At 40.9% G+C, this 5,187-nt stretch carries 4 protein-coding genes; all 4 read right to left on the bottom strand.

What is annotated here, in order from left to right; all coding sequences use genetic code 11:
- Positions 1-106: 106 nt before the first annotated feature.
- Positions 107-754, bottom strand: coding sequence for a redox-sensing transcriptional repressor Rex (locus J6U00_RS00955; RefSeq protein WP_296577695.1), 648 nt, complete (start codon positions 752-754; stop codon positions 107-109).
- A 21-nt stretch (positions 755-775) separates the two neighbouring features.
- Complete coding sequence (locus tag J6U00_RS00950) at positions 776-1,987, bottom strand: NADP-dependent isocitrate dehydrogenase (RefSeq protein WP_296577694.1); 1,212 nt, start codon at positions 1,985-1,987, stop codon at positions 776-778.
- 288 nt (positions 1,988-2,275) lie between these two features.
- Positions 2,276-4,213, bottom strand: a complete 1,938-nt coding sequence (locus tag J6U00_RS00945; RefSeq protein WP_296577691.1) for an aconitate hydratase — start codon at positions 4,211-4,213, stop codon at positions 2,276-2,278.
- A 159-nt stretch (positions 4,214-4,372) separates the two neighbouring features.
- Entirely contained in the window at positions 4,373-5,029 is a 657-nt protein-coding gene (locus J6U00_RS00940; protein WP_296577689.1) for a phage head-tail adapter protein, read from the bottom strand.
- Between the last annotated feature and the right edge of the window lie 158 nt (positions 5,030-5,187).

Raw genomic sequence — 5,187 nt, 5'->3', positions numbered from 1 at the left:
GCAATTTATTGTTGTGCAGTTTGTTTTTTTGCTATAAAATTCGGGGCCTCTTTACGAGGCCCCGTGTTCGTTTGGGGGACTGAGTTTTTTTACAGCCCCTTTTTTATTATTTATATTCAGCGTTTTCCAGATTGTTAAGTCCATAAGAAAGCGTTGTAAGACTGTCGCCGAGATGAACGTTCTCTACTGCCACGCCCTTGTGCGTCACTTTAAGATCGTAATGTGTGAAGTTCCAAAAAGCCTTAATTCCGCATTCTATCAGCGTATTCACAAGTTTTTCCGCTGAATTCATCGGAACGCAAAGTATAGCCGCAATCGGCTTGTGTTCCTCACAGAAGGTACCTATTTCCTCTAAGCTCTGAACCTTTAACTCACCGAGATTTTTACCTATAATATCCGGATTAACATCAAACGCACCGATCAGATCAAAACCTTTATTACGAAAATCAATATGTGTTGCGATAGCTTTTCCAAGATTTCCGGCACCAAGTAGTATCATTGGCGTTTGCTGGTCAAGTCCGAGTATTTTACCAATCTCCATCCGCAGGTCGCTGACGTTATAGCCATATCCCTGCTGTCCGAATTCACCAAAGCAATTGAAATCCTGTCTTATCTGAGAAGCAGTAAGTCCCATTTTTTCAGAAAGCTCGCGTGATGAAATACGAACATATCCATTATGCTCAAGCTCGCCAAGAAAACGGTAATAACGAGGGAGCCTTCTTATTACTGAATTTGATATTGAGTCCTTTGACATTGCACTCTGCCTTCTCTCTGATTACATTAATTTATCAAGTCTGATCTTTATTTCGTCAAGGAAAGTCTTTGAATCAACCTTTTTCTTATTGTCAAGCTTTGAAATAAGGTAAAGATCTCCTGTCATAACTCCGTCTTCAATAGTCTGTATTGTTGCTTTTTCAAGCTTATCAGCAAAAGAACAAAGCTCCGGCGTTCCATCAAGCTCTCCTCTTTTACGCAGTGCTCCGCTCCACGCAAAGATCGTAGCAACAGAATTTGTTGATGTTTCCTCGCCTTTTAAGTATTTGTAATAATGACGCTGTACTGTACCGTGGGCAGCTTCGTATTCGTATATACCGTCAGGTGAAACAAGAACAGAAGTCATCATTGCAAGGCTTCCGTAAGCCGTAGACACCATATCAGACATAACATCGCCGTCATAGTTCTTACAAGCCCATATATATCCGCCGTTCGAACGAATAACTCTCGCAACAGCGTCATCAATAAGAGTATAAAAATATTCTATACCGGCTGCTTCGTATTTATCCTTGTATTCGTTGTCATAGATCTCCTGAAAAATATCCTTGAAACGATGATCATACTTCTTTGAGATCGTATCCTTTGAAGCAAACCATACGTCCTGCTTAAGATCAAGACCGTAATTTAGGCAAGCTCTCGCAAATCCAGCAATAGAGGCGTCAAGATTGTGAAGTCCCTGTATTATACCGTCGCACTTTGTGAAATCATGGATAAGCTCACGTGTCTCTTTGCCGTTCTCGTCTGTTACCACAAGCTCCGCCTTGCTTCCCTTGCACACACGCATTTCTGTATTCTTGTAAACATCTCCATAAGCGTGACGTGCAATAGTTATAGGCTTTGTCCATGTAGGGATGTATGGTTCGATACCTTTAACGATAATAGGGGTACGGAATACTGTTCCGTCAAGAGCAGCACGTATCGTGCCATTTGGCGACTTCCACATCTGTGTGAGATTATACTCTGGCATTCTTGCAGCATTCGGTGTAATAGTCGCACACTTAACTGCTACACCATACTTTTTAGTAGCCTCCGCAGAATCGAGAGTAACCTGATCTTTTGTCTCCTCTCTGTGCTTTAAACCGAGATCATAGTATTCTGTATTAAGTTCTACATAAGGTTCAAGGAGAGTCTCCTTTATCCACTGCCAGAGGATCCTGGTCATTTCGTCGCCGTCCATTTCGACAAGCGGCGTTTTCATATTTATTTTAGCCATCGGGTTTATACCTCCTAATCAATTCTGATGTCAAAAACGATCATACAGATTATAAACAATACAAGTGTAATGAAGAACGCTACTGAATTTCTCATTTTCTGAGTCATTGGCCTTGTCAGCTTTCCAAGCAGCCAGTAAATCGCACCATATATCAATCCCAAAACCAAAACTGTTAGCCAGCCTCTTGGAGTTGTCGGGATTCTTACTCTTCTGGCAGCTGTAACAAAGTTACCGTTTAATAATTCAAAAAACATCTTTTTTACCCAATCTTATCTGAAGTATATAATATTACTTCATTGACTCTCTTGTATAATCAAGAAGTCCTCCTGCAAGCATGATATCCTTTGTACGTCCTGAAAGCTCGCAGAGTACCGGTATAGACTTTCCATTAGACTTGTTTACTACTGTGAGCTCGGAATTTCCTGACTCAACTGCTTTTCTTACATCAGCCAATACAAGCTCATCCCCTTGTGATATGCTGTCATAGTCAGCTTCATTTACAAATGTAAGAGGAAGTATACCTGCATTGATAAGATTTGCACGGTGAATTCTTGCAAATGATTTAACAAGTACAGCCTTTACACCGAGGTAAAGAGGTGCAAGCGCAGCGTGCTCACGTGATGAACCCTGTCCATAGTTTGATCCTCCGACAATTATGCTCTTTCCGAGAGACTTCGCTCTCTCAGGGAAGCTTTCATCACATACTGCAAAGCAGTGCTGAGATATTTTCGGGATATTTGAACGGAGAGGTAGAATCTTAGCTCCCGCCGGCATGATATGATCTGTAGTGATATTGTCTCCTACCTTTAGTGAAACAGGAGCGTCGATAGTTTCAAGGAGAGGAGATGTTTCAGGATAAGGCTTGATATTTGGGCCACGCAATATCTCAACACTATCCATTTCCTCAGCAGGAGCAGGAGGAACGATCATATTATCATTTATTACAAATTCCTCCGGAAGCTTGAATTCAGGCATATCTCCAAGCTCACGAGGATCGGTCAGATAACCGGTAAGAGCAGAAACAGCGGCCATTTCAGGAGATACAAGATAAATCTGTCCGTCCTTTGTTCCGGAACGGCCTTCAAAGTTCCTGTTGAAGGTACGGAGGGATATGCCCTTCGAGTTAGGAGACTGTCCCATACCGATACATGGACCACATGCACTTTCAAGGATTCTTGCACCTGCGTCAATAAGTATAGAAAGTGCTCCGTTCTGTGCAAGCATATTGAGAACCTGTTTTGAGCCTGGAGCTATAGCAAGAGAAACGTCCGGATTAACAGTCTTGCCCTTAAGTATATGAGCTACCTTGAGCATATCAAGAAGAGAGGAATTCGTGCATGAACCGATACAAACCTGATCTATCTTGAGTCTGCCTATCTCCTCAACGCTTTTTACGTTGTCAGGAGAATGAGGACAGGCAGCAAGAGGTACAAGCTCGCTGAGATTAATCTTAAGCTCTTCATCGTATACAGCATCAGGATCAGCAGTAAGAGGAGTCCATACATCCTCACGCTTCTGTGCTCTGAGGAACTGCTTTGTTATCTCGTCAGAAGGGAATATAGATGTTGTAGCGCCAAGTTCTGCGCCCATATTTGTGATTGTAGCTCTTTCAGGAACAGAAAGAGTCTTAACGCCTTCACCGCAGTACTCTATGACCTTTCCTACTCCGCCTTTAACGGATAATCTTCTGAGTACTTCAAGGATTACATCTTTTGCAGCTACCCACGGTCTGAGTTTTCCTGTAAGTTCAACCTTAACAACTTTAGGACATGTAATATAGTAAGCTCCGCCGCCCATAGCTACAGCAACATCCAATCCACCTGCACCAATGGCGATCATACCGATACCGCCACCTGTAGGTGTATGGCTGTCGGAACCGATAAGGGTCTTTCCAGGCACGCCGAATCTTTCAAGATGTACCTGATGACATATACCGTTGCCGGGACGAGAAAAATATATGCCATGCTTTTTAGCCACACTGCCGATAAATCTGTGATCGTCAGCGTTTTCGAAACCATTCTGTAGTGTGTTATGATCTATATAAGCAACAGAGCGCTCGGTTTTCACACGAGGAACACCTATTGCCTCAAATTCAAGATATGCCATTGTACCTGTGGCGTCCTGAGTAAGAGTCTGGTCGATACGTATGCCTATCTCCTGCCCCTTTACATACTCGCCGTCAACAAGGTGCGCTTTAAGGATCTTTTCAGTTAAAGTTAAACCCATTGAAGATCATTCCTTTCAAAATATAAAAATACATTATAATTTTACAACATTTCTATCAGTTTGTCAAGAATTAAACAAAGTATTTTTCTGCTAAAGAATTTATTATGCAAAAGTAAAACTGAAATCACTGATTAACCGCTGCTTTCAGTTTTAGTAAAATTATTTTGCTAGTTTGTCCCTTATCCGAAGACAAGCCTCGATATGCATTATCCAATGTCTTGAAAACGGCATTTGTATCAATCCTCTAATATCCTTTCCACACCAGTAGTCTATCAGCCATGAAGCGTTTTCATCATCGCTTACAACGTTTAACGAAGCAATCTTTTCTTCTCTTTCAGGAGAAATCCTTGTTTTCAACATATCATAAGGAAGAGCATTCAATATTTTTTCCGTGCTCTCTTTTACCTCTGAAATATATGCATAAAGTGCGTCTATATTCAGTTGCTGCGAAAAAATTTCTATTTGTCCTTTTACAAGTTCGTTTCCGGTTGTTATTATTGATGAATTGATACGTTCCATATATTTTCCGTCAAAGAAGACTTGTTCATCATTATTGATTAGAGTATGTGCAACGATATCTTCGATGCGAAAAATATGCCATAAAGAATAGGCAATGTTTTTGTTATGATAGCCTTTTGCGTTTAAAAAAGGCATCGCGTCAAATTCTTTCCTTGAAAGTTCATTTTTAAAAGAGTACAATACTTTCATAAGCTGACCTCTCAGTTCCAAAAGTGTATCTATACCGCTTTTATATGTTTCGTTTTTTTTCAGCTCTGATTGCATCTTTTTATTGAGTTCAGACCATTCCTTGTTCATATTATTCTCCTGTAAAAGCATATATAGAATTTTCACACCAATTCACAGTGTGAACCTTATAGCTTTTTGTTGACACTTGTGTCGTAACTCTTAACTCGTGGGTATCTTCGTGATACTCACAATCAAAATTGCCGCCGTAAACTGCAATCAAACCTGTC

This window comes from Ruminococcus sp., assembly GCF_017650195.1.
GTDB lineage: Bacteria > Bacillota > Clostridia > Oscillospirales > Ruminococcaceae > Ruminococcus.
Note: the sequence above shows the minus strand (reverse complement) of the source record. Positions and strands in the feature narration are given on the sequence as shown.

Excerpts from the sequence above, each read along its gene's own strand:
- J6U00_RS00955 (WP_296577695.1), bottom strand. The coding sequence starts at position 754 with ATGTCAAAGGACTCAATATCAAATTCAGTAATAAGAAGGCTCCCTCGT.
- J6U00_RS00950 (WP_296577694.1), bottom strand. The coding sequence starts at position 1,987 with ATGGCTAAAATAAATATGAAAACGCCGCTTGTCGAAATGGACGGCGAC.
- J6U00_RS00945 (WP_296577691.1), bottom strand. The coding sequence starts at position 4,213 with ATGGGTTTAACTTTAACTGAAAAGATCCTTAAAGCGCACCTTGTTGAC.
- J6U00_RS00940 (WP_296577689.1), bottom strand. The coding sequence starts at position 5,029 with ATGAACAAGGAATGGTCTGAACTCAATAAAAAGATGCAATCAGAGCTG.